This is a genomic window from Streptomyces sp. FIT100, from assembly GCF_024584805.1.
GTDB lineage: Bacteria > Actinomycetota > Actinomycetes > Streptomycetales > Streptomycetaceae > Streptomyces.
The window spans coordinates 6092744-6114232 of the sequence record NZ_CP075715.1 but is presented as its reverse complement, the minus strand read 5'-3'; the positions used below and the strand labels follow the sequence as shown (position 1 = coordinate 6114232).

26 protein-coding genes and 5 pseudogenes are annotated in these 21489 nt (G+C 69.2%); 19 read left to right on the top strand and 12 right to left on the bottom strand.

The features are described from left to right. Positions 1-178: 178 nt before the first annotated feature. Genes KK483_RS27605 through KK483_RS27595 form a run of 3 tightly spaced genes read right to left on the bottom strand, consistent with a single transcriptional unit; the run spans position 179 to position 4804 of the window. Positions 179-1561 carry an ATP-binding protein gene (locus tag KK483_RS27605; protein ID WP_262009711.1) on the bottom strand — a complete coding sequence of 461 codons (1383 nt, stop codon included), beginning with the start codon at positions 1559-1561 and terminating at the stop codon, positions 179-181. Next, entirely contained in the window at positions 1542-2285 is a 744-nt protein-coding gene (locus tag KK483_RS27600) for a response regulator transcription factor (RefSeq protein WP_262007913.1), read from the bottom strand. The genes KK483_RS27605 and KK483_RS27600 overlap by 20 nt, the downstream gene beginning before the upstream one ends. Further along, on the bottom strand, positions 2282-4804 hold the full coding sequence (locus KK483_RS27595; protein ID WP_262007912.1) for a heavy metal translocating P-type ATPase: 2523 nt from the start codon (positions 4802-4804) through the stop codon (positions 2282-2284). Before KK483_RS27595 ends, KK483_RS27600 begins: the two co-directional genes overlap by 4 nt. A 365-nt stretch (positions 4805-5169) precedes the next feature. Between KK483_RS27595 and KK483_RS27590 the strand changes: the two genes are divergently transcribed. The 8 genes and pseudogenes from KK483_RS27590 to KK483_RS27560 form a co-directional block, all read left to right on the top strand. Next, positions 5170-5451 (top strand): hypothetical protein, encoded by a 282-nt coding sequence (locus KK483_RS27590; protein WP_262007911.1) that lies wholly within the window; start codon positions 5170-5172, stop codon positions 5449-5451. A gap of 350 nt (positions 5452-5801) precedes the next feature. Beyond that, entirely contained in the window at positions 5802-6188 is a 387-nt protein-coding gene (locus KK483_RS27585) for a four-helix bundle copper-binding protein (protein WP_262009710.1), read from the top strand. 340 nt (positions 6189-6528) lie between these two features. Further along, positions 6529-6975: a cupin domain-containing protein gene (locus tag KK483_RS27580; protein WP_262007910.1), complete on the top strand. Its 447-nt coding sequence runs from the start codon at positions 6529-6531 to the stop codon at positions 6973-6975. 292 nt (positions 6976-7267) lie between these two features. Next, a complete protein-coding gene (locus tag KK483_RS27575; protein ID WP_262007909.1) occupies positions 7268-7732 on the top strand; it encodes a hypothetical protein in 465 nt (154 codons plus the stop codon). Positions 7733-7828: 96 nt separating this feature from the next. Beyond that, positions 7829-8458 (top strand): DUF305 domain-containing protein, encoded by a 630-nt coding sequence (locus KK483_RS27570; RefSeq protein WP_262007908.1) that lies wholly within the window; start codon positions 7829-7831, stop codon positions 8456-8458. An 89-nt stretch (positions 8459-8547) separates the two neighbouring features. Beyond that, positions 8548-9441 carry a F510_1955 family glycosylhydrolase gene (locus tag KK483_RS27565; RefSeq protein WP_262007907.1) on the top strand — a complete coding sequence of 298 codons (894 nt, stop codon included), beginning with the start codon at positions 8548-8550 and terminating at the stop codon, positions 9439-9441. A gap of 291 nt (positions 9442-9732) precedes the next feature. Then, a pseudogene (locus KK483_RS35550) lies at positions 9733-9882 on the top strand (histidine phosphatase family protein); the annotation flags it as partial. Positions 9883-9915: 33 nt separating this feature from the next. Continuing rightward, positions 9916-10383, top strand: a pseudogene (locus tag KK483_RS27560) (amino acid permease); the annotation flags it as partial. 2 nt (positions 10384-10385) lie between these two features. Here the strand turns inward: KK483_RS27560 and KK483_RS27555 are convergent. Both KK483_RS27555 and KK483_RS27550 read right to left on the bottom strand, forming a co-directional pair. Next, positions 10386-10797: pseudogene (locus KK483_RS27555) on the bottom strand (arsenic resistance protein); the annotation flags it as partial. Between the two features lies 1 nt (position 10798). Continuing rightward, a complete protein-coding gene (locus KK483_RS27550) occupies positions 10799-11440 on the bottom strand; it encodes a TetR/AcrR family transcriptional regulator (RefSeq protein ID WP_262007906.1) in 642 nt (213 codons plus the stop codon). 121 nt (positions 11441-11561) lie between these two features. Between KK483_RS27550 and KK483_RS27545 the strand changes: the two genes are divergently transcribed. Next, complete coding sequence (locus tag KK483_RS27545) at positions 11562-11705, top strand: hypothetical protein (protein ID WP_262007905.1); 144 nt, start codon at positions 11562-11564, stop codon at positions 11703-11705. After that, a complete protein-coding gene (locus tag KK483_RS27540; protein WP_262007904.1) occupies positions 11705-12244 on the top strand; it encodes a hypothetical protein in 540 nt (179 codons plus the stop codon). The genes KK483_RS27545 and KK483_RS27540 overlap by 1 nt, the downstream gene beginning before the upstream one ends. A gap of 95 nt (positions 12245-12339) precedes the next feature. Here the strand turns inward: KK483_RS27540 and KK483_RS27535 are convergent, their stop codons facing one another. After that, positions 12340-12621 carry a heavy-metal-associated domain-containing protein gene (locus KK483_RS27535; RefSeq protein ID WP_262007903.1) on the bottom strand — a complete coding sequence of 94 codons (282 nt, stop codon included), beginning with the start codon at positions 12619-12621 and terminating at the stop codon, positions 12340-12342. A 130-nt stretch (positions 12622-12751) separates the two neighbouring features. On the opposite strand from KK483_RS27535, the gene KK483_RS27530 reads away from it, so the two are divergent. The 8 genes and pseudogenes from KK483_RS27530 (at position 12752) to KK483_RS27495 (ending at position 17805) form a co-directional block, all read left to right on the top strand. Then, the gene (locus KK483_RS27530; protein WP_262007902.1) at positions 12752-13372 is read left to right on the top strand and encodes a hypothetical protein; all 621 of its coding nucleotides are present in this window, start codon (positions 12752-12754) and stop codon (positions 13370-13372) included. Beyond that, positions 13368-13704, top strand: a pseudogene (locus tag KK483_RS27525) (transposase); the annotation flags it as partial. The gene KK483_RS27530 and the pseudogene KK483_RS27525, both read left to right, overlap by 5 nt. 519 nt (positions 13705-14223) lie before the next feature. Further along, a complete protein-coding gene (locus tag KK483_RS27520) occupies positions 14224-14565 on the top strand; it encodes a metalloregulator ArsR/SmtB family transcription factor (protein WP_262007901.1) in 342 nt (113 codons plus the stop codon). After that, complete coding sequence (locus KK483_RS27515) at positions 14562-16286, top strand: SulP family inorganic anion transporter (RefSeq protein ID WP_399015078.1); 1725 nt, start codon at positions 14562-14564, stop codon at positions 16284-16286. Before KK483_RS27520 ends, KK483_RS27515 begins: the two co-directional genes overlap by 4 nt. Beyond that, complete coding sequence (locus KK483_RS27510; protein WP_262007899.1) at positions 16283-16693, top strand: pyridoxamine 5'-phosphate oxidase family protein; 411 nt, start codon at positions 16283-16285, stop codon at positions 16691-16693. The genes KK483_RS27515 and KK483_RS27510 overlap by 4 nt, the downstream gene beginning before the upstream one ends. Further along, a complete protein-coding gene (locus tag KK483_RS27505; protein WP_262007898.1) occupies positions 16693-17109 on the top strand; it encodes an ATP-binding protein in 417 nt (138 codons plus the stop codon). Before KK483_RS27510 ends, KK483_RS27505 begins: the two co-directional genes overlap by 1 nt. Before the next feature lie 26 nt (positions 17110-17135). Continuing rightward, complete coding sequence (locus KK483_RS27500) at positions 17136-17549, top strand: STAS domain-containing protein (RefSeq protein ID WP_262007897.1); 414 nt, start codon at positions 17136-17138, stop codon at positions 17547-17549. 34 nt (positions 17550-17583) lie between these two features. Continuing rightward, positions 17584-17805, top strand: a complete 222-nt coding sequence (locus KK483_RS27495; protein WP_262007896.1) for an alkylphosphonate utilization protein — start codon at positions 17584-17586, stop codon at positions 17803-17805. A gap of 57 nt (positions 17806-17862) precedes the next feature. Here the strand turns inward: KK483_RS27495 and KK483_RS27490 are convergent, their stop codons facing one another. Next, positions 17863-18282, bottom strand: coding sequence for a BlaI/MecI/CopY family transcriptional regulator (locus tag KK483_RS27490; RefSeq protein ID WP_262007895.1), 420 nt, complete (start codon positions 18280-18282; stop codon positions 17863-17865). A 127-nt stretch (positions 18283-18409) separates the two neighbouring features. Continuing rightward, entirely contained in the window at positions 18410-18760 is a 351-nt protein-coding gene (locus KK483_RS27485; RefSeq protein ID WP_262007894.1) for an STAS domain-containing protein, read from the bottom strand. 404 nt (positions 18761-19164) lie between these two features. On the opposite strand from KK483_RS27485, the gene KK483_RS27480 reads away from it, so the two are divergent. Further along, complete coding sequence (locus tag KK483_RS27480; RefSeq protein ID WP_262007893.1) at positions 19165-19515, top strand: metalloregulator ArsR/SmtB family transcription factor; 351 nt, start codon at positions 19165-19167, stop codon at positions 19513-19515. Positions 19516-20098: 583 nt separating this feature from the next. On the opposite strand, the gene KK483_RS27475 is transcribed toward KK483_RS27480, so the two are convergent. The 4 genes and pseudogenes from KK483_RS27475 to KK483_RS27460 form a co-directional block, all read right to left on the bottom strand. Beyond that, positions 20099-20263, bottom strand: a complete 165-nt coding sequence (locus tag KK483_RS27475; protein ID WP_262007892.1) for a DUF6126 family protein — start codon at positions 20261-20263, stop codon at positions 20099-20101. A 193-nt stretch (positions 20264-20456) separates the two neighbouring features. Beyond that, the gene (locus tag KK483_RS27470) at positions 20457-20795 is read right to left on the bottom strand and encodes a helix-turn-helix transcriptional regulator (RefSeq protein ID WP_262007891.1); all 339 of its coding nucleotides are present in this window, start codon (positions 20793-20795) and stop codon (positions 20457-20459) included. Beyond that, positions 20776-20973 carry a hypothetical protein gene (locus KK483_RS27465; protein ID WP_262007890.1) on the bottom strand — a complete coding sequence of 66 codons (198 nt, stop codon included), beginning with the start codon at positions 20971-20973 and terminating at the stop codon, positions 20776-20778. The genes KK483_RS27470 and KK483_RS27465 overlap by 20 nt, the downstream gene beginning before the upstream one ends. 233 nt (positions 20974-21206) lie before the next feature. Beyond that, positions 21207-21317: pseudogene (locus KK483_RS27460) on the bottom strand (cupin domain-containing protein); the annotation flags it as partial. Positions 21318-21489: the final 172 nt, after the last annotated feature.

Sequence of the window (21489 nt, the reverse complement as noted above, 5' to 3'; positions counted from 1 at the left end):
GCGCTCCGCACCGGGCCGTCGCCCGTCTTCGCGCGGGCCCTGGCACGACCGCTGAGCACGGCTCGCGCAGCGGCCTGCGCATCCAGCGGGTCCGACTTTCCCAGCAGACGGCGGGCCGAACGGTCGGGCCGGTTCACCTCGAGCACCACGACATCTGCGTTCGCTTCGGCTGCCGGGCTCAACCGGTGAGGGCGGGCAGGCGGGTGGTGAAGGTGGTGCCGTGGCCGACCTCGCTCTCTGCGGTGAGGGTGCCGCCGTGGGCGGCGGTGAGTTCGGCGGCGACGGCGAGGCCGATGCCGGATCCGTCGGCGCGGGCGGAACCGCTGCGGACGAAGCGGTCAAAGATGCGTGGCAGGTCGTCGGCGGGGATGCCGGGGCCGGTGTCGGCCACGCGCAGGACCGCCCACCCGTCGTCCTGGTACAGGGTGAGGGTGACCGCACCGCCGGTCGGGACGAACTTCAGGGCGTTGGTGAGCTGGTTGGTGACGACTTGCCGCAGCCGTACGGGGTCCCCGTCGACGTGCACCTCAGCGAGTTCCGTGCTCAGGGTGATACCGGCCTCGGTGAAGGCGCCGGCCAGGCTGGTGGCCGTGTCGCCCACTAGCGTGGTCAGGGACAGCGGCCGACGTTCCATGGTGAAGGCGGCGGCGTCTGCGGAGGCGAGGGCTTCGAGGTCGGCGACGAGGCGGGCCATGCGCAGGGATTCCTCGTGGAGGGAGGTGATGACGTCCTCGGTGGGCTTGCTGATGCCGTCCTGGATGGCTTCGAGCTGGCTGCGCTGGATCGCGAGGGGGGTGCGCAGTTCGTGGGCGACGTCGGCGGCGAAGGCGCGGCGCAGTTCGTCTTCCTTCTCCACGCGGTCGGCCATGGTGTTGAAGGCGGTGGCCAGCTGTCCGATCTCGTTGTTGGGGATGGTGGTGGCGCGCCGATCGCGTCGGCCGGCGGCCAGGTCGTCGGCGGCGTGGGTGAGTTCGGTGATGGGGGCGGTGGCCCGGCGTGCGGTGTAGGTGCCGGCCACGAGGGCCACCAGTGCGGCGCCGAGGGCTCCGCCGACCAGTAGCCGGTTCACCGATGCCTGGAAGTCCTTGTCCACGGCCGGGACGACGCCCTGGGGTACGCGGACGTTGAGGGTGCCGACCCGCTGACCGTCCACGGTGACAGGAAGGCTGCGGGGCGGGCCGAGTTCGCCGGTGCCCATCATCTGGCGGTGCATGGCCAGCATGGCGGGATCCACGTCGGCTTCGACCAGTGACCACACCTGTCGTCCGGAGGCGTCGAGCAGTTCGGCCTCGGAGCCGGTCATGGTCAGTGTCGGCGCGAGCTGGTCCAGGGACGGCGGGCTCCAGCCGCCGTCGCGGCGGTAGTCGGCGGCGAACAGGGACACCAGTTGCTGCTGGCGCGTGTGCTGCTGCTCGCTCAGGTAGTCCTCGAACCGGTTGGTGAAGGCCGTGTTGACCAGCACGGCCGTAAGGGCGGCCGTGCCGATGCCCAGTGCGGCGAAGGCCAGGGCCAGGCGGCGGGTGAACCGGCCGCGCAGCAGTTCACGCACAGCCGTCCACATCACGATCGACTCCGAGTTTGTAGCCGACGCCGGGCAGGGTGACGATCAGCGTGGAGGGCGGGGTGTCGCCGAGTTTGCGGCGCAGGTTCTTCACGTGCACGTCGATGGTCCGCTCGTACGCGTCGAAGGTGTGGCCCTGGACGCGGCCCACCAGCTCCATGCGGGTCCAGGCCCGCCCTGGGCGGGAGGCGAGCGCGGCCAGCAGGTCGAACTCGGTGCGGGTGAGCTCGACCGGTCGGCCACTCGCGTGCACTTCGCGGCGTTCGGTGTCGATCCGCAGCCGGCCCTTGCCGTACGAGGCGGCCTCCTCGGCCTCGGTACGAGGGCCGCGGGCCCGGCGCAGTACCGCTTCGACGCGGGCGACGAGTTCGCGTGGGCTGAACGGCTTGACCACGTAGTCGTCGGCGCCCAGCCGCAGCCCCATCACCCGGTCGTTCTCGCTCGCCTTGGCGGTGAGCACCACGATCGGCACGTCTCCGTCCTTGCGGAGCAGCCGGGCCACCTCCTCGCCGGGAAGGCCGGGCAGGCCCAGGTCGAGGACGACCAGGTCGGGGTGGGCGGCGGTGGCGAGGTCGAGGGCACGGTGGCCGTCGCCCGCCTCCAGGACCGTGTAGCCGTCGCGCTCCAGGTAGTCGCGCAGCAGGCCGCGCAGTTTCGCCTCGTCGTCGACGACCAGCACCGTCGCCATCAGGGGTACGCCTTCCTGTCGTACGGATTGGCTCATGAGGCCACCCGGGCCCGGGCCTCTGCCTCGGCGCGTGCGGGCGGCGCGCCGGGGAGCGGCCTGGGGGCGAAGCGGCGCAGCCGGTTGGCGTTGCCCACCACCGACAGCGAGGACAGCGCCATCGCCGCGGCAGCGATCATCGGACTGAGCAGCCGGCCGGTGAGCGGATACAACACGCCCGCCGCGATCGGGATGCCGGCGGTGTTGTAGACGAACGCGAGGAACAGGTTCTGGCGGATGTTGCGCATGGTGGCCCGGCTCAGCCTCACCGCGGTGACCACGCCGCCCAAGGACCCGGAGATCAGCGTGATGTCGGCGGCCTCGATGGCCACATCGGTGCCGGTGCCGATGGCGAAGCCGACGTCGGCCCGGGCCAGCGCCGGAGCGTCGTTGATGCCGTCGCCCACCATGCCGACGCGCCTGCCCTGCTCCTGGAGGCGGCGAATCTCGTCGGCCTTGTCCTCGGGCAGCACCTCGGCCAGCACCCGGTCGATGCCGACCTCGGCCGCGATGGCCTCGGCGGTCCGCGCGTTGTCACCCGTGATCATCACGATCTCCAGGCCGATCCCCTTGAGTGCGGTGACGGCGGCTGCCGAGTCCTCCTTGACCGTGTCCGCGACGGCGACCAGGCCCAGCAGCCGGCCGTCTGCGGCGGCGTACATCGCCGTCCTGCCCTCCCCGGCCAGCCGGTCCGCCTCCTCCGACAGCGGCGTCGTGTCGACGCCCTGGGCGCTGAGGAGCGCCGCCTTGCCCACCAGCACCCGGCGCCCGTCGACGATGGCGGTGATGCCATGGCCGGTGACCGAGTCGAATCCGCCGACCTCAGCGGGAGAGACGCCCCGGGCGGCAGCGCCGGAGACGATCGCCCGGCCCAGAGGGTGCTCGGAGGAGTGCTCGGCCGAGGCCACCAGTCGCAGCATCTCGTCCTCGGTGACGCCCTCGGCGGCGATGACATCGGTCAGCTCGGGCCGGCCCTGGGTGACGGTGCCGGTCTTGTCCAGCACGACCACATCCAGCCGCTGCGCGGTCTCCAGCGCCTCGGCAGAGCGGATCAGGATCCCCGCCTGGGCGCCCTTCCCGGTGCCCACCATCACCGACAGCGGCGTCGCCAGACCCAGCGCGCACGGGCAGGCGATGATCAGCACCGCCACGGCCGCCACCAGCCCGAGGGTGAGCGCCGGGGCCGGCCCGACGAGGAACCACACGGTGAACGAGGCGACGGCGATGATCACCACGACGGGTACGAAGTAGCTCGCGACCAGGTCGGCGATCCGCTGGATGGGGGCCCGGGACGCCTGCGCCTGCTGCACCAGTCTGATGATCTGCGCGAGCATCGTGTCGGCGCCGACCTTGGTCGCCCGGAAGCGGAAGGCCCCGGTCTGGTTGATGGTCGCGCCCACGACCTCGTCGCCCGCGCTCTTGGTCACCGGGATCGACTCGCCCGTCACCATGGACTCGTCCAACGTGGATCGGCCATCCACGATCACACCGTCCACCGGGACCTTCTCCCCCGGGCGAACCGCGACGACGTCCCCGGCGGCGACCTGCTCGACGGGCACCTCCACTTCGGTACCGTCCCGCACGACGCGGGCGGTCTTCGCCTGCAAGTTCAGCAGCTCGCGGATCGCCTGCCCGGTGCCCGCCTTGGCCTTCGCCTCGAAGAGGCGGCCGAGCAGGATCAGAGTGAGGATGACGCCGACCGCCTCGTAGTACACCTGGCGCACGCCCGCGGGCAGCAGCCCCGGCGCCACGGTGACCAGCAGGCTGTAGCCGTATGCCGCCGAAGTGCCCAGTGTGATCAGCGCGTTCATCTCGGCAGCGCGCCCCAGCAGGGCGTGCCAGCCGGTGCGGTGGATCGGCCACCCGGTGTAGAACATCACCGGCGTGATCAGCGCGAACTGCCACCACCTGTTGAGCAGGAGGCCGGGTACGTCCACACCGAACACCTCGTGCAGCATGACTGCCGCCACGACCGGCAGCGACAGCAGCGCACCGACGCAGACCCGCCGCGTCAGATCGGCGATCTCCTCCTGCCGAGCGGCCGCCTCGGCATCCTCCCGCTCGGCGGCGCCGGCTTCGGTCCGGGCGGGCGGCGCCTGCTTCGCCGCGGTGGCCCCGGGGGCAGGCACGGGCGTCATACCGTCGCCCGACTCGACGAGCAACGTTCCGTGCACCATGCTCATACCGCACACGAAACCGAACCGGCCCGCCCTGTCCGGGGTGAACTCCACCACGGTCGTGGCGAACGCCGGGAGCGAGGCGGCGAGCCGGAAGTCCGGGAAGAGCACGCGAGAAGTGCAGTCCCCGCCCTCCTGCCGGTCGAAGACCAGCCGGACCGGCACCCCCTGGCGGACCCGGATCAGGTCCGGCGCGTAGCTGCCCTTGACGGTGATGCCGATCTCCTGGACGCCGCCCTTGAGCTCGGCCTGGCTCGACTTCTTGGGGCCGAAGAAGTACCAGACCAGAAACGCGATCAGGACGATCGCCCCGGCCGCGACCCCTATATCCGCGGCGCTCATGACGTCTTCCCTTCCGTGCGCCGGGTGATCGGCGGTACCCGTGGCATCGCCTGGGCTCCTGAATCCGAAGCTACGCCTACCCCCCAGGGGTAGCAAAGCAGGGACGCCTCGGATGAAAGAGTGCCCGCCGGACAGCGATCGCGTCCCCAGGACGGAAATGCGCTGATCACCGGCAGATTCGGGGACCGAAGGTTCCCGGTGCGGAAGGCTCCACCTGCGATCAAGAGCGTTTGGCGCACAGGGCCTGCGCACGGTCGCTTCACGAGTTCTTCACACCCTGCTTCTAGCGTCGGACGCACCAGTAATGGAGAGAAACACAGGGCGCTGGAAGGGACACCGACATGATCAGGCGAAGGACCATCGGCGTGGCTGTGGCCACCACCCTCCTCGGCGGCCTCGGCGCCTACGGCACCACCGCCGCCCTCGCTGCATCGCCCTCCGAGGAGCCGCGCCCGGCACCGCCCATCACCCATACCCAGTCATCCGGCAACGACCACGGCATGGACATGAAAGAGATGATCCGCCACTGCACAGACCATCTACCCGCCGACCAACGAGACAAGGCACGGCAGCATATGGAAGAGATGATGTCCGGCACGACGATGGGCGGCCGCGACTCCCAGGACGGCCACCACCGCATGGGCTGATCCCCACTACGCCCCTCTGCTTTGACGGGCCGACCCGGCGCCGCGTCGACAGCCGGGCCCGACCGCAGGACGGCTAGCGGGCTCAGTGCATGTCACACGAAGACGCGCAGCATCCCTCCACGCTCCTTCCACCTCTTCGACCTCCTTGCCCTTCTCGCCCTTCTCGCCCTTCTCGCCCTTCTCGCCCTTCTCGCCCTCACATCCAGACGCCAGCGAAGCCCGCTGTGCGCGTGCGGGGCCCTGTGAGCCAGTTGACAATGAGGTAAGGGCCGGAGATCAAAGAGGTGTGGCCACCTCGACCGCCGGCCTCCGGCACGAAAGGAGACGGTCCCGTGACGTCGGTGAAGGAGATGCTCGCCACCTACCCGGCCGACCTCGGTCGCGTCGACCGAGAGAAGCTCACCAAGTGCATCGAGGAATGTATCGCCTGCGCTCAAGCGTGTACCGCGTGCGCCGATGCCTGCCTGTCGGAGGGCATGCCGGCCGAGCTGGCCAAGTGCATCCGCACCAACATGGACTGCGCCGACATCTGCAATGCCACCGCGTCGGTCCTGTCCCGCCACACCGGCTACGACGCCAACATCACCCGGGCCATCCTCCAGGCGTGTGCCACCGCTTGTAAGGCGTGCGGCGATGAATGCGGCCGCCACACGCACATGGAGCACTGCCGCCTATGCTCCGAGGCTTGCCGCTCCTGCAAGACGGCGTGCAACGATCTGCTCCAAGCCCTCGGCTGACGACGCGCGGTCATGCCACGCGCCCCGGCGCGGTATTCATGTGCCCTGCGGGGGCGCCTCCGCCGGGCACAAGCACACCGCTTGCGTACGGCGGTGGTGGCACCGTTCTCTGACGGCTCACGCCAGCCCCGTGACCTGCGACATCGGGAGGAGAACTTCCCGACTGTGAAACCGAGGGGTGCCACGGTGCATCGAGACCTGAGCCCTTCGTGAGAGGCGGAGGACGGCGCCACCCGACACGGAATCAGCGCCTTGGTCATCAGGGGACGTGTACGCCGGGCCTTATGAGACGGCAGACAGTCATTCGCCCTTTGGGGCAGAGCAATGGAGGTGCATCACGATGTCAGAGCAGAACCCTGTGCACGCGACCCCTGCCGAGGGGGACCAGGTGTCGCTGCCGCCCGAAGTGAAGTTGCTGCAGGACGTCACTCCGCCCTTCTTCCCCGAAGGTGGTTCGGGAATGACCATCCTCGTCGACTGGCCTCCCGGCCACCCCGGGCTCCCTCCGCACCGCCACTCGGGCCCGTCGTTCGGCTACGTGATGGAGGGCGCGCTCCGGTTCGAGCTCGAGGGTGAGCCGGAGCGCGTGGTCGAGGCCGGCGGGACATTCTGGGAGCCGGGTGGTGACGTGATCCACTACCAGGACGGCAACGCCCTGTCGGACGCACCGACCAAGTTCCTGGTGACCATGGTGTGCGCGCCTGGTCAGCCGATGCTCACGTTGGTCGACGAGGAGGAGCTGAAGCAGCGGGCGCCCCTGCGCGCCCCGCGTCCCTCCGCGGGCTGATCTGCGGCTCCCATGCGGGGATGGCGCTCCTTGACAGGGGAAGAACCGGCGGCCGCCGGCGGCAACACGGCACCCGGCCTGCAGCGCATACTGTTGGTGATCGGCGCTTCACTGATGCTCTCGTTCGGCATCGGCATGCTCGGTGGCGGCCTCCAGCGCTTTGACGACTTCCCGGCGCGCGGCGCCAGCCTGGTTCCGCTGGGTCAACCTGATCGCCACCTGGCGGATCCCGGAAGCTCGGTTATCGTCGACGGCGGAGGTGAACGTAAAGGTGCAGCAGTACACACGAGCGGTGAGCGTGGCAGCGCGTCTCCTGCTTGCCGTGGTGCTGGCACTCGGCGTGTTCATCATGCACACCGTCGGTCACCCCAGCGACGGCACCGGCACCGGCACGGGAACGGGCTCCTCCTCGCACGCGGCGAGCATGGGCGTCACGCCCGCGCACGGCCACGGACACAGTGCGAATGCCGTCCCCGACACGGGCCTGTCCCCGGCGCCACCGGCTGTGGACGCGGCCGCCGGCCCTGAGCAGGCGATCGTCTCCGCACCGGCGGACGAACCCGGCATGGCGATGGACATGGCCTCGCTCTGCCTGGCCGTTCTCGGCTCCTGGGCTCTTGCCGCACTGCTGCACGCGCTGTTCCTGGGCCGACGCGACTGGTTCGCAAAACTCGCCACCAGGGTTCTCGCAGCCGTACGTCCCAATCCTCCGCCCAGAGCTCCTGACCTCACACAACTGTCGATTCTGCGGATCTAGGCCGGCCTCTCCTGCGCGGACATGCCCATCAGAGCTGCCCGCCACCACGCCTACGCATCCACTCGATCAGAATCGACCACACGAGGTACACAGAACATGACCGCCTTCAAGCGTTCCTTCCGCATACCCCCGCACCGCCGTATCGCTGTCGTGGGAGCCGTCGCCGTCGGGGCCCTGCTGCTCACCGCCTGTGGCGGTGCCGACAGCAGCGACTCCTCCGCCGCTCCGGCCACGACCGCGACGTCCGCCGCCGGCGCTTTCAACGATGCGGACGTCGCGTTCGCGCAGGGGATGATCCCGCACCACCAGCAAGCCCTGGAGATGGCTGAGCTGGCCGACGGCCGCGCGTCCGACCAGGAGATCAAGACCCTGGCGGGACAGATCGAGAAGGCCCAGGACCCTGAGATCCAGACCATGCGGTCCTGGCTCACGTCCTGGGGCAAGCCCGAGTCGCCGAGCGTGGATCACGGCGCCAGCCACGGTTCGGGGGAAATGCCCGGGATGATGTCCGACGAGGACATGGACGCGCTTATGACCGCCAAGGGCACCGACTTCGACCGCAAGTTCGCCCAGATAATGATCGACCACCACAGCGGCGCCATCGACATGGCGAAGGACGAGCAGAAGAACGGTCGCAACGCTGCCGCCAAGAAGCTCGCCGATGAGGTCATCAAGAACCAGTCCGCCGAGGTCGAGCAGATGCGGAGCATCCTCGACCGGCTCTGATCCACACCGACGCTCCGCTGTTACGGGCCCTCCCGCAAGGGCCCGTAACAGCGAACGTAGGCCCCTACCCTCGGCAGGACAAAGGGACGATGAAGAACACCATCAAGCGGCCCCTGGCCGCCGCCGCGATCCTCGCGCTCGGACTCACACTGACCGCCTGCTCCGACGACAGCGTCGCGGGCAACGACACCGACACCGCTGCCACGGATTCGTCCGCGACGGTGCACGGCCACGTTCACGGGCTGGGCATCGACCCCGCCGACAGCCGGCTCTACGTCGCCACCCACGAAGGGATCTTCACGCCGGGCAAGGACAGCGCGGCCCAGCAGGTCGGCACCAGCACGGACGACTTCATGGGCTTCACCGTGGCGAAGGCGGGAACCTTCCTGGCCAGCGGCCACCCCGCCCCTGGAACCGGCGGCCCCGCCAACCGCGGCCTGATCGAGAGCACCGATTCCGGCAAAACCTGGAAGACCCGGTCCCTCGCGGGCGAGGTCGACTTCCACGCCCTCGACTACGCCCACGGCACCATCTACGGCTACGACAGCACGAACGCCCTGCTGCGCGTCAGCAAGGACGGCACGGACTGGGACGACCGCGCCCGTCTCCAAGCACTGGACATCGCCGTCAGCCCCGACGACCCGGACACCGTGCTCGCCACCACCCCGGACGGCATCGCGAAGAGCACCGACGGCGGCAAGACCTTCGCGACGGGCGAGCAGCCGACGGCGATGGCCTTCCTCTCGTGGGGGACGACCGGCGCGCTGTACGGAATCGACGACGACGGCGCGCTCAGCAGGAGCAGCGACGGTGGCGCCACCTGGCAGCAGGCGGGCACCGTTCCCGGCGGGCAGGCCCAGGCACTCACGGCGCTCGACGACCGGCACATCCTGACCGCCACCCAGAGCGGCGTCTACGAATCCACAGACGGCGGAAAGACATTCACCAAGCGGTTCAAGGTCGAGGCCGGCGACGGCCACTGATCCACACTGCCGGAAGGCTCCGCCAGAGCACGATGCACTGTTGCACTGCACTGCACTGCACTGCACTGCACTGCACTGCACTGCACTGGCGGAGTCTTCATCTCGGCGCGGCAGCGCCGGAACAACGCGTTCGACCAGGCGATGCGAGGTGAGACGGAGCCGATGACAGTGAACGGCACCCGGAAGAACAGCCCGGCGGCTGACCGTCCACGTACAGGACGCTGATCTCCCCGGCGACGAGCGAGGCACTGCGTCCGGTTCGACGACGACAGTCCGCTCGATCCGGCCGGTATCGCGCGTGCCGAAGCCGCTGCGGGTGCGCTCGCCCCGGTCTCCCTCGCCTTCACTTCGCCGTCCCGCCGCTGCCGCGACACCGCGCGCGCCCTCGGGATGGTCGACGCCGAACCGCAACACGCTCTGGCCGCCTGCGACATGGGCCGCTGGCAAGGACGGTCACTGGACGAGGTCGCGGCCGCCGAGGCGGAGGCCATGGCCCTCACCCTCGGCTCCTACGTCTGGCCCGGCCAGGCCCACGCGGTTGCCGTCGCCGCGGTCGTGGCGCTCACGGCGGTCAACTACGCCGGTGTGCAGAAGTCCGCGCTGCTGACCAGGGGCATCGTGGCCGTGGTCCTGGCGGTCCTCGCCGCCGTCGTGGTCGCCTCGCTCACCTCCGAGGCCGTGGACGCGTCGCGGCTGGATGTCGGCTCGGACGCCACGTTCGGCGGCGTGCTGCAGGCGGCGGGGCTACTGTTCTTCGCCTTCGCCGGCTACGCCCGTATCGCCACCCTGGGAGAGGAAGTCCGCGATCCGGCCCGCACCATCCCGCGCGCCATCCTCATCGCGCTCGGCATCACCCTCGTCGCCTACGCCACCGTCGCCGTGTCCGTACTGCTGGTGCTCGGCCCCGACGGCCTGGCGGCGGCCGGGGCGCCGCTGACGGAGGGCGAATTGCGGGTCGCGCCGGAGAACACGATCGCCCGCCCGGCACCGGAATCGAGGCGGAACAGGCGGGCGACGCCCTTCCCCGCGAAGGCCATGACCACAAGGAAGGCCAAGGAGAAGGGGATCACGGCGGCGACGTCGCCGAAGCTGCCACCGAGCTTGGGGACCTGAGAGGCGACCACCGTCCGCGGGGTCGCGGCCATCAGCGGCACCATCGTGGTGGTCGCCGCGTCGGGGTGACCTTCCGCCCGGCCGGGCGGCGCGCGGCCCACGCCGGCAGGACCCAGGCGAGAGGAAGCGGGATGACGATCAGAACGACGAAGGCTTCCACGAACGGGCCTGCGTCCACGGCGCCGCCGGGCCGGAGCCCATGAACGCGTACAAGAAGCCCGGGAGCGGCAGCATCTGCGGGACGTCAGTGGGAGCCGTGACGATGCGGGCGGTGAGGCCCGTGCTCCGGTGTCGCCGCCTCGACGGGTTGGGCCGGAGGCAGCAGTCCGGCCACGGTCACCGCGACGAGCCGGCGCACCGCCGCCTTCGAGGGGAGCCCGGCGGCGCCCCCCAGGGCATGCAGGCAGTACGCGGCGAGCTCACCGGAGGCGACGTCGTCCCGGAGCGCGCCGCTCTTCGCTCCTTCGGCCACGAGTCCGGTGACGAGTTCCAGGAGCCGCTGGTGGGCATGGGCGATTCCGGCGCCCTGATGGAGGAGTGCGGCCATGTCGGTGCCGTGGTGTTCATGGCGTTCGTACGTCATGAGGGCGTACGCCTCAAGGACGCCCTGCAGCCGCTCGCCGGGGCCCGTCAGCCGGTCACGTACGGCCTCGAGCTGAGCGAGGTGGTCGGTGACCCGGCGCTCGTGCCAGGCGACCAGGACCGATTCGACGTCGGGAAAGTACTTGTACAACGTCGCCCGCCCGATGCCTGCCTCCTGGGCGAGACGCGACATCGTCACGGACAGCAGTCCGCCCTCCGCGACCAGCGCGGCGGCGGTGTCGAGCACCGCCTCGCGCACGGCACCGCGGTGGGCCTCGATCGTCTCGTTCCACAGCTTCGGCATGCCCACAATGTACGGGACGACGGGGACGCGACAGAACGACTTGACAGAGACACACTGTCTCGCAAAAGCTGAGCGGCATCCGACGGCAGCGCGCCGTTCCTGCTCGAAGCGGAGTCCCCCGATGCCCGATGCCCGCCACCAGCCAGTACCCCCGCACACACCCCGGCCCCGCTGGGTGACCGGCCTGCTGGTCTGCGCCGCTGTCCTCGTCGTGGCCTTCCTCGCCCTGCACCTGGCCGGCGGCGGGATGCGGGGCCACAGCTGATGGCGATGTCCCCCCGGGCACGCAAGCTGGCCCTGACCGCCCATGTGACGGCTTCCGTCGGCTGGTTCGGCGCGATCGCCGTCTTCCTCGCCCTGGCCGTCACCGGCCTGGTCGCGCGGGATGCCGTGACGGTGAGGTCGGTCTACGCGGCGATGGGCGTGACCGGCTGGTACGTCATCGTGCCGCTCTGCTTCGCCTCGCTCGCGACCGGCATCGTGTCGGCCGTCGGCACCGCGTGGGGCCTGCTGCGCCACTACTGGGTCACGGTGAAGCTCGCGATCACGGTGCTCGCCACCGGCGCCCTCCTCCTCCACATGCCACCGATCAGCCACATCGCCGATGCCTCGGCCGCTCCCGGTTGGACGGGCGACGACCTGGTCGGCCTGCGGACCCAGCTCGTCGTCCAGTCCGGCGCTGCGTTGCTCGTCCTCCTGGGCGCGACCGCCCTGTCGGTGTTCAAGCCACAGGGCCGGACCCGCTACGGGCTGCGAACGCTGCAGAGCACGGCTCCGCATGCCGGTCCGGTACCCCTTCGATGAGGGAGCAGATGACGACGCTCTCGCCGAGGCCGAGGGGCCTTGGCCTGTGCGGCCGGGTGCGCGGGCGGCGGCACGACCGCCGCCCACACACCCCGTCAGCACCTCACCCCGTCATTCCGCGACGCGTGCCGTGTACTCCCCCGCAGCCTCGACTGCGGCCACGAGTGTGGCTGGCGCGACCTGCGCCCCCCGTCCAGGCGGACGACGGTGCGTCTCGTCCGTACGTCCGTGGTGGACGAGCGGACACCGTCGCCCTCCTCCAGCTCGTCGTCGATGAGCAGACCGCAGCTCGTGCAGTGCATGCCCTCGACGAGGAGCGTGACGGCCGGACCGGTCTCGGCCTCGGCCGTCTTGTTCTTCCGGTTGAACAGCTTCATGCCCGTGTCCCTCATGCGAAGTCGAAGTACCTGTTCAGCGTCCTGGAGCCACCCGGTGAGGTTTAAGGCTGTCCCGCAACTGCCAGGCCCCAGGAAGAGCCATTTCAGTGACTGGTGACAGGCTCACGGGGTGTTGATTGAGGGATACGACGACGGCCCGTTGGGCGCCGGCGAGTCACTGCTGGCTCGCCCGGGCTCTTGGTCGAACTACCTGTCGGAGATCTGCGCTGGTAGAGCCAACGCCAGGCGTCCCGTTCCGGAGTGGTTCGGCGAGGACGGCGCTGATGTCGATGCCTTGTCCGAGATCCTCTTCGATCCCGAACGCTGGCCGGTGCTCCGGGTGCCCGGTGCGGACGGCTCAGGGGTCGTGGTGGTCTTCCGCAACCTGGACGGCGACTACGGCACCGACTTCCTGCTCATCCATCCAGGCCGGAGCTACGCCGAGCAGATCGCCAGTTGGGAGGGGGAGCTCTCAGGGACCGGGCTGACGTGGCAGGAACTGGTCCCCATTGCCGACAACCCCGCACCAGAAGCCGACGGTATCGACGAACCTGCCGCCCGCCTTCTGTTGCTTCTTCCCCTTCTCAACGACCTGGAGGTGCCGGAGGAGGCCTCCGCACGACTCAGCGCCACCCTGACCTCGGTAGGGGTGGCGCAAGACATCACCCTGAGCACGACGGAGCATCTGCTCACCGGCCTGACCGGAAGATCGTGGCACGATCCCGCATGGGGCTCGCCTCTGAGCAGCTAAGACTCCTGCAAGGCGGCTGGTTATGCACGAGACGATCTTGTTGTGGCGGTTCCACAAGGAGAGCGTGCTGATCGCGGACGGCATCTGGTCCCCACCCGCGACCACGAGGTCGCCGAGCAGTCGGAAGCATCACCGGTAGTCGACCAACCATCAGGTCGTCATCGACGCCGACACCCGGTTCGTTGTCGCCGTCGGCCGACCGCTGCCCGGCAACCGCAATGACTGCAAGGCGTGGGAGCTGTCCGGCACGAAAGCAGGCGGGCAGGGCCACGATGATCGCGAACGGAGGTTACCGGGGCACCGGCCTGATCATCCCGCACCGCCGAGCGCGGCGGACACCCGGTGCACCCGCTCAGTAGCGATCAGCACATACGCCGTGGCAAACGCGCCCACGGCCCGCCACACCGTGACACTCATGGCAGGACCCACCCGGCGAGGGTAGCGGGAGATGATCCAGAATTGGATTTTTCCGCAGTTCAATATGATTCCGTCCTGCTCGTGGGACAGCAGCACCTACTTGGGGGTTCGTACACGACCGTGGAGCTCTCCCGCCGCGCCGCGACAACGCCCGGGCGGTGCAGCACGGCCAGCAGGCAGTAATGCACGGTGATCGCTATTGCTGACGGTAGAGGGTCGTCACGGCGGGCCACGGACTTCACCGTTCAGACGGGAGCAGGACCCGTGCACCCGTTCCGGCGGCAACGCCCTCGAGCCAGACGGCTTCGGGTGCAGCTATAGGAATTGCAAACTTCTGCAATTCACTACATGCTGTACTAGCTGTGTCCGCAGGTGGCCGTGGGCGCAGCTTGAGCCGTAGCCCTCCTGGCGAGGGATGAGGGGAGTCCGCGACCGTGCCGGTTCCGCTGTATCAGGCCAAGGCCGAGTTCTTCCGCATGCTGGGTCATCCGGTGCGGATAAGGGTGCTGGAGTTGCTGCAGAGCGGCCCGATGCCGGTGCGGGATCTGCTGGTTGAGATCGAGGTGGAGCCGTCGGCGCTGTCGCAGCAGCTGGCGGTGTTGCGTCGGTCCGGGATGGTGTGCTCGATGCGTGAGGGATCAGCCGTTGTCTATGAGCTCGCGGGGGGCGACGTCGCCGATCTGTTGTGGGCGGCGCGGCGGATCCTGACCGAGGTGCTGGCCGGGCGGAACGAACTGCTGGCGGAGTTGCGGGAAGCCGAGGTCGCGGCGAGGTGAGTGCGCTGCTTCACCGGGTCTGGAGCCCGGTTCGGTCCCTGTTGCCCGTACGGGCGGATTTGGTCGCGATGGGCCGTGATCCGCGTCGGGATCTGCTGGCCGGTGTGACGGTGGCGGTCGTCGCGCTGCCGCTCGCCCTCGGCTTCGGCGTTTCCTCGGGGCTCGGTGCGGAGGCGGGGCTCGCGACTGCCGTGGTCGCGGGGGCGCTCGCGGCGCTGTTCGGCGGCTCGAATCTGCAGGTGTCCGGGCCGACGGGTGCGATGACGGTGGTGCTGGTGCCGATCGTCGCCCGGTACGGCTCCGGCGGGGTGCTCACGGTGGGGCTGCTGGCCGGGCTGATACTCATCGCGCTCGCCGTGCTACGGGTCGGGAAGTACATGCGGTACGTACCTGCCCCGGTGGTTGAAGGCTTCACCTGCGGCATCGCCTGCGTGATCTTCCTCCAGCAGGTGCCCAACGCCTTGGGTGTCGCGAAACCGGAGGGTGAGCGGGTCCTGCTGGTGGCGTGGCACGCACTTCAGGAGTTCGCGCGGACGCCGAACTGGACCGCCGTCACACTGGCGGCGGGCGTGGCCACGGTGATGCTGCTGGGGGCCCGGTGGCGGCCGACGGTCCCGTTCTCGATTCTGGCCGTCATCGCGGCGACCGGTGCGGTGGAGGTCTTCCATCCGGATGGGGCGGTCCCGATCGGTGAGCTGCCGTCCGGGCTGCCCGCGCCTTCTTTGTCGTTTCTCGATCCTGCGGCCCTGTCCTCCCTGCTGGCCCCTGCCGTGGCGGTCGCCGCTCTCGCGGCGCTGGAGTCGCTGCTGTCCGCCACCGTCGCGGATGGCATGACGGTGGGTCAGCAACACGATCCGGACCGGGAGTTGTTCGGGCAGGGCGTGGCGAACCTGGCAACGCCGCTGTTCGGTGGGGTTCCGGCGACGGCCGCGATCGCCCGTACCGCCGTCAATGTCCGAACCGGAGCGGGCTCGCGGCTCGCGGCACTCGCCCACGCCGGCGTTCTCGCCGTGATCGTCTTCGCCGCGGCTCCGCTGGTGTCGAAGATCCCGCTGGCCGCGCTCGCCGGTGTGCTGCTGGCGACCGCGGTCCGCATGGTCGAGGTCGGCTCGCTGCGGGCGATGGCCCGGGCGACCCGCTCCGACGCCCTGGTTCTCGTCCTGACCGCCGTCGCGACCCTCGCCCTCGACCTCGTCTACGCGGTGATCATCGGACTGGTCGTGGCAGGCGCCCTCGCCCTGCGCGCCGTGGCCGGGCAGGCCCGCATGGAGGAGGTCCCGCTCGACCAGGGTGACCACGGCGACGAGGAGCACGCGCTGCTGGCCGAGCACATCGTGGCGTACCGGATCGACGGCCCTGTGTTCTTCGCCGCCGCCCACCGCTTCCTGCTGGAGCTGAGCGAAGTGGCCGAAGTCCGTGTGGTGATCCTGCGCATGTCGCGCGTCACGACCATGGATGCCACCGGCGCCCTCGTCCTGAAGGATGCGATCGAGAAGCTCAACCGGCGCGGCATCGCGGTCATGACCTCCGGGATAAGGCCCGGCCAGCGTCAGGTTCTCAACTCGGTCGGCGGACTCCACCGGCTGCGGTTGCAGGGGCGTGAGTACGCCACCACCCGCGAAGCGATCGCAGGGGCCCGCGCCCATCTGCACGGCGCCGGAGTGCTGTCCGCCCTTCCGGCCCAGGTGAACCGCGCCGTCGCCAAGGAGGCGAACCGATGACCGCTCCTGTCTCCCGTCGCATGGTCGACGTTTCCGGCTCTGAGGCACTGTGGCTGCTCGAAGGCGCCGCGCAGGGACGGCTGGTGTACGTCCAGCGCGAGTCCGCAGTGATCCGCCCCGCGGTGCATCTCCTCCAGTACGGCCGCCTGGTCGTCCGCGCCCCTGCCCAGGCGACCGCGCTCTGCGACAGGACCGCGCTCACCTACCAGGCGGATGACATACGCGTGGCCGGCGGCATCGGATGGACGGTGACCGCGACCGGCCCTGCCGAGGTCATCACCGACGCCGACGAGGCCGCCCACTACCGCCGCACACTGCCCGGCTGGGTCCACGGCCCGCACGACACCCTCGTACGCATCCACCCTCAGACGGTCACCGGCTTCCGCATCACCCGTGAGGAAGCCTGATGCCCCAGCACGCCGCGCTGCCCCTGCGGCATGTGCTGACACTTCCCGCCGAGCCGGGCGCCGTACGGATGACGCGGCAGACCGCCGAGATGACCTTCACCGAGTGGGGAATCAGCCCGTCCCACCCCACGGTCGGTCCCGCCCTGCTGATCCTCAGCGAGCTGGTCACCAACACCGTGCGTCACGCCGCCGTGCTGTCGCCTACGGTCACCATCACGTTCGCGGGTTCCGGTCACACGCTCGCCTTCGGCGTCCACGACCGCCACCCCCACCAGCCGCCGCTGTACGGAGCGGTCACGCACAGCGGTGGACTGGGCACCGTCATCGAGCTCACCGTCGGGCTCGGCGGCACTGCGGTCGTGCGCGCCGACGCGGACGGCCAGGGCAAGAGCATCTGGATCACCCTCCCCCTCTGACAGCACTGCGAAGCGAGAAAGCAACGATGACCATCGAGTGGCGTTACACCATCCAGCAGGACTTCTGCGTCCTGTCGCTGTCCGGCTTCCTCGGCGGCGACGCGGTGGACCGCTTCGCCGGCGCGGTCGGCTGGGTACTGGCCCGAGGCACCGGGCCGGTCATTCTCGACCTCACCGACCTGCGCGGATGGTCCATCGGTGGCCAGCTCGCCATTACCCAGGCGGCCCGCCGGCTCACCAAGGAAGGACGGAGCCTGGAGCTCGCCGCGATACCCGCCGACGGCTCACTCGTACCCGATGGATCGCACCCGGCGATCCCCGTCCATTGCGACCTCGCCACCGCGCGCGCGGCCTACCAGGACGCAGGCGGCCACACGCGTGAGTGGTACAGCGACGACTGGCCCGGCGTGCGGAATCCCGCACCCCAGGGCCAGATGTAAGAAGAACACGCATCAGAAAGCAGGCAGAAAAACCATGAGCGATGTCGTGGTGAAGGACAGCAACGGCACCGTCCTGCAGGACGGCGACTCCGTAACGCTGACCAAGGACCTCAAGGTCAAGGGCACCTCCGAGACCCTCAAGCGCGGCACCCTGGTGAAGAACATCCGCCTCACCGGCAAGCCCGACGAGGTCGAATGCAACACCAAGAAGGTCAAAGGCCTCGTCCTGAAAACCCAGTTCCTGAAGAAGGCATGACCGCCCTCCCGCGGCAGCTCCGCGGGCGCATACGGGGCTGAGGGGCACAGTTCGCACCTACGGCCTTGGCTCCTCGGCGTTGTCGACCGAAGGGCCTTGTGAGGCGCCGTGTTGCACCTGTGGCTCAACGATACGGATCACGTGCTGGAGCGCCGCGCGCTGCTCCGGCGACATCATGCCGAAGAAGGCGACCAGGGCAGCGGCGGGGTTGTCGCTCAAGGACCAGGCTTCGTTCATCAACGCGGCCGAGTACGCGGCACGAGTGGAGACCGCGCGGTACCGATAGGCGCGCCCTTCGACGTCCCGGCGCACCCAACCCTTCTGGTGAAGGTTGTCCATGACGGTCATCTCAGTGGTGTAGGCGATGGACCGCTCCTGCTGGAGATCTTCCAGGACTTCCCGGACCGTCACGGGGCGGTTCCACTGCCAGATGCGCGTCATGACGGCGTCTTCGAGCTCTCCCAAGGGACGGGGCACAGTGTCACGATATGCCGGGATAACTACTTGTCTACGTATCTGCACACAAAGCCCACCCTCCACCTGAGGATCAAGGTCATCGCCCTTCCCGAATCCCTTTCCTGGCCGGTCGCAGCTCTCACGCGGGTCAGCCGGCCGGCGGCGCCTCGGCGTTGAGGGCGGAATCCAGGTCCGAGTAGACGGTCATGGCGTCGAGGTGACCGGCCCAGAGGGCCGTGACCTCCAGGCGAGACAGGCCGCACAGGCTCAGCGGCCGCCCTGTGCTCCGAAGTCCGGCAGCTGCCTGGATGACGGCCGCCTCTCCCTCGGCGCTCCATCCGAGCAGCTCGGTGAAGTCCAGGACGACGACTCCCGCGCTGCGGGCGACCACCCAGTCGAAGCCGTCCGAGAAGCGGCCGATCGCATTGTTGCCGAGGAAGCCGGCGACGCTCATGACCGCCACACCGCGCTGCTCCTCGACACTCCAGCTGATGCTCATGGAAGCAACCCCGCTCAGGCCTCGCCGTCGGCCTGCCGACCGCTGGACGCCGTGTCCGCGCCGCGCCGGATCCATCCGCGGTCGATGTCCATGCTGAGCAGACGCTGATGCCCGCAGCGGGGGCAGGAGCCATCCGCACCGATGGCCGCGGGCAGGCACTTGAGACGGCATGCAGGGCACTTGAGCAGGGCCCCGCCTCCACGCAATCGTGGGATTCGCACCCGAACCTCCCTCTTCCATTCTTCGTAATTGCTAACCTTAGCAATTACCAAGGTCATCACCTAGGCCTGAAGAGGTGAGGATGACCCCATGGCGAAGAGTTGTGAGTGGATGCGATGCAGGAAGAACGCACATCCGTGGCCCTCTGGCCCCAGAGAGGTCCGGCGGGCGGTCAGGTGGGTTCGGTGAGCGCGCCGCTGTACCAGCTGAAGGCGGAGTTCTTCAAGACGCTGGGTCATCCGGTCCGGATCCGTGTGCTGGAGCTGCTCAGCGAGCGTGAGCACGCGGTCTCCGAGATGCTGCCCATCGTGGGCGTCGAGCCCGCTCATCTCTCGCAGCAGCTCGCTGTGCTGCGCCGGGCCAATCTCGTCGCCACACGCCGCGAGGGCTCGGCCGTGTACTATTCGCTGACCACCGTGCAGGTGGCCGAACTGCTCCAGGTCGCGCGTGTGATCCTCTCCGGTGTGCTGGCGGGCCAGGCCGAACTGCTCGCCGACCTCCAGGCCGCGGCCTCGCAGGAGAAACCGCCGCTGTAAGGCGGCCATCGAGCGGTGGCCGCCCTTCGACGCACACGAACTGCGCTCTGCGCGTCGAGAGGCGGCCGCCTTCAACCCCGCGTCGAATACGGGGAAATCAAAGTCCGAGTCAAGTCGACAAAGCGCAAGAAGAGAGTCGCAACTCCGGCTTCCGGGCTGCCGGTTAAGCGTCGCGAAGTTTCCTCACCACCATCCCGGGGAGGGGCGTTCATGGGCCCAGGCGCACTGTGTGGACGCGGACTCGTGCAACAGCTTCGAGATCTAGATCGCTGCGGACTTCGGCCCGGTGTACGACGCGGAGCGGTACGGGGCGCGGCCGGCTGTGCCATCAACTGCGGTGAGTTCGCCCGGCGGTTACGGGGCCGAAGGGGCGGTCACCAACTCGTACCAGCGGGGCGGCCCTGCGCACGCTGCCCACTTCCGAGTGCCTGAAGGCAATCGGCGCGCCGACATCCGCGATATCACCCAGCGCGCTCAGGCACTCAACCGTGCGCGACCGCTTCACCACGGACGCCGCACGGGACATGGGCTGCCGCGGCTACGTCGCCCGCCTCGGGCTCTCCCGCACGCTGCAGTTCGCCCACTATTTGGGGGCGTGCTCGCCCACGTAGAAGAGCAGCCACACGAAGCCTGCGAAGAGGTGGGTCGCGAAGACGTACACGAAGACGCGCAGCATGACGCCGCGCTCCTTCCATCGTTCCGCATCCCTCCCGTTCCTGGCCGCGTTCTCGGACCTGTCAACGCTCACAGCCTGCCTTCTCCCTTGACTCTCTCTGTGCAGGAATGCGGAACCGGACGAGCATGATCTTGCCGTCGTGGACGACAGCCGGCTCCGCACCGACCTCGCCCTCGTATGTGTGTCGCTGAACGGTGCGGCCTGGTGTGCTCGACACCAGCCGCAGGCTTCCTGCGACCCCACGGCCGGGAGCGGCCCGCGCTCGTCACGGTGCCGACTGCGCCGCACGTAGCTCGTCCAGGAGTTCCTGCTGCCCGGCCAGCAGCACGGAGAGGATGCGCCGCGCGGCGGCGAGCAGGTCCGCCACGTCCCCGCCCGCAAGCTCGTACACCACCGTGGACCCCTCCCGGGTCGCGGTCACGATCCCCGAGCGGCGGAGCACGGCGAGCTGCTGGGACAGACTCGACGCCTCGATCTCGATCGCCGCGAGCAGGTCCCGGACCGGCATCGGTCCGTCCTGCAGCAGCTCCAGCACCCGGATGCGCACAGGATGGCCCAGCATCCGGAAGAACTCCGCCTTCGCCTCATAGAGCGGTACCGGCATCCGGGTCACCCTCCTCCGCCTCCACGTCGATCCCATAGCTGTCCGCCAGCTGGAGCGCATCGTCCAGCTCGTCCTGCGCCACTGCCACGCCGAACGCGTCCTTCGCTTCCAGGGCCGCCTGAAGAGCTGCCCGCGCTGCCCGGACCCGCTCCAGTGCTGCTTCGATGAACCCGGCCACCTGCGACCCTTCTCATGACCTGCACACCATGACAACTAGCAAATTGAAGAACTCTTCAAATCATAGCCGCGATTTCCCGTGGGAGTGGATGCGAGGCATTGCCACGCCCGCATGTGAGTCAGCGGCTCCCCGACAGATCAAGGGATGGCTGTCAAAGAAGCGGGCGGCCGCGCCGGGCGACACTCCACACCATGCGCGTCCAGTCGGCCGGCGGACGGCTTCGAACCGTACGGTCAGCCTTCGGAGGGACGTGGGGCGCGCAGATGCGCCCGCTGCCTCAGCTCCTCCTCGTCGACGAACTTGAGCATCGGCTCACCCGGCGCGCACACCATGGTCACGAGGAACGTGCTCGGCGGGCCGACCACGACCACTAGGGGCTGTCCGATGAGTCGTGTGAGCTGATCAGGGCCGTGGCGTAAGCGCAGATGGGCTTCTCAGAAGGCTCCGTCGCCGGGCTCGCTGGCACTGAGAGCTCTTCACCAATCCGCCAACCGTTGCCCGCGTCGGCCGGTTGAG

Bases quoted from the DNA above. Each gene is read 5' to 3' on its own strand.
- KK483_RS27510 (WP_262007899.1), top strand. From the start codon at position 16,283: ATGACCGCTCCTGTCTCCCGTCGCATGGTCGACGTTTCCGGCTCTGAG.
- KK483_RS27500 (WP_262007897.1), top strand. From the start codon at position 17,136: ATGACCATCGAGTGGCGTTACACCATCCAGCAGGACTTCTGCGTCCTG.
- KK483_RS27570 (WP_262007908.1), top strand. From the start codon at position 7,829: ATGACCGCCTTCAAGCGTTCCTTCCGCATACCCCCGCACCGCCGTATC.
- KK483_RS27595 (WP_262007912.1), bottom strand. From the start codon at position 4,804: ATGAGCGCCGCGGATATAGGGGTCGCGGCCGGGGCGATCGTCCTGATC.
- KK483_RS27545 (WP_262007905.1), top strand. From the start codon at position 11,562: ATGCCCGATGCCCGCCACCAGCCAGTACCCCCGCACACACCCCGGCCC.
- KK483_RS27600 (WP_262007913.1), bottom strand. From the start codon at position 2,285: ATGAGCCAATCCGTACGACAGGAAGGCGTACCCCTGATGGCGACGGTG.
- KK483_RS27585 (WP_262009710.1), top strand. From the start codon at position 5,802: ATGCTCGCCACCTACCCGGCCGACCTCGGTCGCGTCGACCGAGAGAAG.
- KK483_RS27550 (WP_262007906.1), bottom strand. From the start codon at position 11,440: ATGCCGAAGCTGTGGAACGAGACGATCGAGGCCCACCGCGGTGCCGTG.
- KK483_RS27605 (WP_262009711.1), bottom strand. From the start codon at position 1,561: ATGTGGACGGCTGTGCGTGAACTGCTGCGCGGCCGGTTCACCCGCCGC.
- KK483_RS27565 (WP_262007907.1), top strand. From the start codon at position 8,548: ATGAAGAACACCATCAAGCGGCCCCTGGCCGCCGCCGCGATCCTCGCG.
- KK483_RS27470 (WP_262007891.1), bottom strand. From the start codon at position 20,795: ATGCCGGTACCGCTCTATGAGGCGAAGGCGGAGTTCTTCCGGATGCTG.
- KK483_RS27485 (WP_262007894.1), bottom strand. From the start codon at position 18,760: ATGAGCATCAGCTGGAGTGTCGAGGAGCAGCGCGGTGTGGCGGTCATG.
- KK483_RS27495 (WP_262007896.1), top strand. From the start codon at position 17,584: ATGAGCGATGTCGTGGTGAAGGACAGCAACGGCACCGTCCTGCAGGAC.
- KK483_RS27580 (WP_262007910.1), top strand. From the start codon at position 6,529: ATGTCAGAGCAGAACCCTGTGCACGCGACCCCTGCCGAGGGGGACCAG.
- KK483_RS27535 (WP_262007903.1), bottom strand. From the start codon at position 12,621: ATGAAGCTGTTCAACCGGAAGAACAAGACGGCCGAGGCCGAGACCGGT.
- KK483_RS27505 (WP_262007898.1), top strand. From the start codon at position 16,693: ATGCCCCAGCACGCCGCGCTGCCCCTGCGGCATGTGCTGACACTTCCC.
- KK483_RS27540 (WP_262007904.1), top strand. From the start codon at position 11,705: ATGGCGATGTCCCCCCGGGCACGCAAGCTGGCCCTGACCGCCCATGTG.